At 62.0% G+C, this 1995-nt stretch carries 2 protein-coding genes; both read left to right on the top strand.

All coding sequences use genetic code 11. The features are described from left to right. Positions 1-78 precede the first annotated feature (78 nt). Positions 79-1218, top strand: a complete 1140-nt coding sequence (locus AC1DS5_RS24905; RefSeq protein ID WP_477720921.1) for an IS481 family transposase — start codon at positions 79-81, stop codon at positions 1216-1218. A gap of 610 nt (positions 1219-1828) precedes the next feature. Continuing rightward, positions 1829-1995, top strand: a 167-nt coding sequence (locus AC1DS5_RS24900; protein WP_477720922.1) for a helix-turn-helix domain-containing protein, incomplete at its 3' end; no start/stop codon positions are given.

The raw sequence follows: 1995 nt of genomic DNA, 5'->3' as shown, positions 1-1995 counted from the left end.
TGTATAGACCGGGGACATAGGTGACAGGTGTGCGGGGACATGGTGGACACTTTCCGGCGAATTTGCCGGAGGATCACCATGCCTTGGAAAGCACAAGACACCATGAGTCTGAAACAGGAATTTGTCGCACTGGCTACGAAAGATGGAGCGAATCGCCGTGAGCTGTGCCGGCGCTTCGGGATCAGCCCGCAGACGGGCTACAAATGGCTGCAGCGCTATGCCACCGAAGGCGGAGCCGGGCTTGCAGAGCGCTCGCGCAGGCCGCTGAGCAGTCCGGGCGCGTCGCCCGCCTTGATCGAGGGGTCCGTGCTGGCCCTGCGCCGCGAGCACCCGGCTTGGGGCGGGCGCAAGATCAGCCGGCGGTTGCGCGATCTGGACTTGGCCCAAGTGGCGCCCAGCACCGTGACGTCCATCCTGCACCGTCACGGACTCATCACCCCCGAAGCCAGCCAGGCGGCAGCACATTGGCAACGCTTTGAACGCGAAGAGCCCAATGCGCTGTGGCAAGCAGATTTCAAGGGCCATTTCGACATCCCGCAGGGACGCTGCTCGCCGCTGACGATGCTGGACGACCACTCGCGCTTTAACGTAGCGCTGCACGCCTGCGGGCAGACCGATACGCACACGGTGCAGGTGCAGATGAGGCGCGCCTTCGAGCTGTACGGGCTACCAGGGCAGATCAACTTTGACAATGGCGCACCGTGGGGCGCGCCGCGCTCGCCCGGGCAGTTGACGGACCTGGGCGTGTGGCTGGTCAGACTCGGTATCCGGGTGAGCCACAGCCGTCCGTACCACCCGCAGACCAACGGCAAGGACGAACGGTTTCACCGCTCCCTCAAGGCGGAAGTGCTCAACGGCCGCACCTTCGAGAGCTTTGAGCGGGTACAGGCAGCGCTGGACCACTGGCGCGGGGTCTATAACCACGAGCGCCCCCATGAAGCGTTGCAGATGGCTGTGCCGGCCAGCCGCTACAGGCACAGCCCGAGACGCTTTCCTGCAGTGGTGCCACACCCGCAATACGCGCCGGACGACCAGGTCAGACAGGTGGGCTGGTTCGGGGAGTTGAGGTTTCGCGGCAATACCTACAAGCTGTCCAGTGCGTTGCACAGGCAGGCCGTCGCAGTGCGTGTGCGGGAGGGGGAGGACGGCGTGTTCGATGTCTATTTCGCACACCACCACTGCCTGGAAATTGACTTGCGACAGCCGGTTGTGGATTAATTCAAACCGTCAACCATGTCTCCGCACACCTGTCCACCATGTGTCCGGTCCATACAGCTTCGCCAAAATAAAAGTAAGCAAAAGAAAAGGCGACCCTGCTGTCTGCGTCCCTTCGCTGCGCTACGGGCAACCTGCGGTGCTCGGTCCAGGCGGGGTCTCGCTCAACTCGCCTGCGGCTCAGACAATCGCGATCCCTGATCCGCCTGGCCCTGTGCTCCTCGGCGCAGACAGAAGGGGTTGAAGAAAAACAGCCAAAAACCACAAACCGGACACCGAAGACAAGCAAGGACACGCCATGGCGTGTCCTTGTGGTCTTGGTATTTGTGTATTTTGTATTGCTATCCGCTCCCCACCCGTGTGGCTGGGCCGAGCAGCGCAGATGGAGGCGGGATCAGGGCCGCAGTTGTTTGAGCCGCAGGCGAGTTCTGCGGACCCCCGCCGTAATCGAGCAGCGCAGGTTGCCTGGAGCGAAGCGCAAGGACCCAGACTGCGGGTCGCCTTTCTTTTCCTTAGGTTTCTTTGGCGAAGTGTATGGACTGGGCACATACGCAACAGGTGTTCGGAGACATAGGAAACACTTCTTCAGCGCCATTGGCGCAAGGAGAAGGGCATGCCTTGGCAACCGAGAGACCTGATGGACATCAAACGCGAATTCGTGGCACTGGCCTTGCAAGAAGGCGCCAACCGGCGCGAGCTGTGTCGGCGCTTTGGCATTGGCGCGAAGGCCGCATATGCACTGCTGGCGCGTTACGCCCAGGAAGGCGATGGCGCTTTCAA

Source organism: Polaromonas sp. P4_H1 (assembly GCF_056400945.1).
Note: the sequence above shows the minus strand (reverse complement) of the source record. Positions and strands in the feature narration are given on the sequence as shown.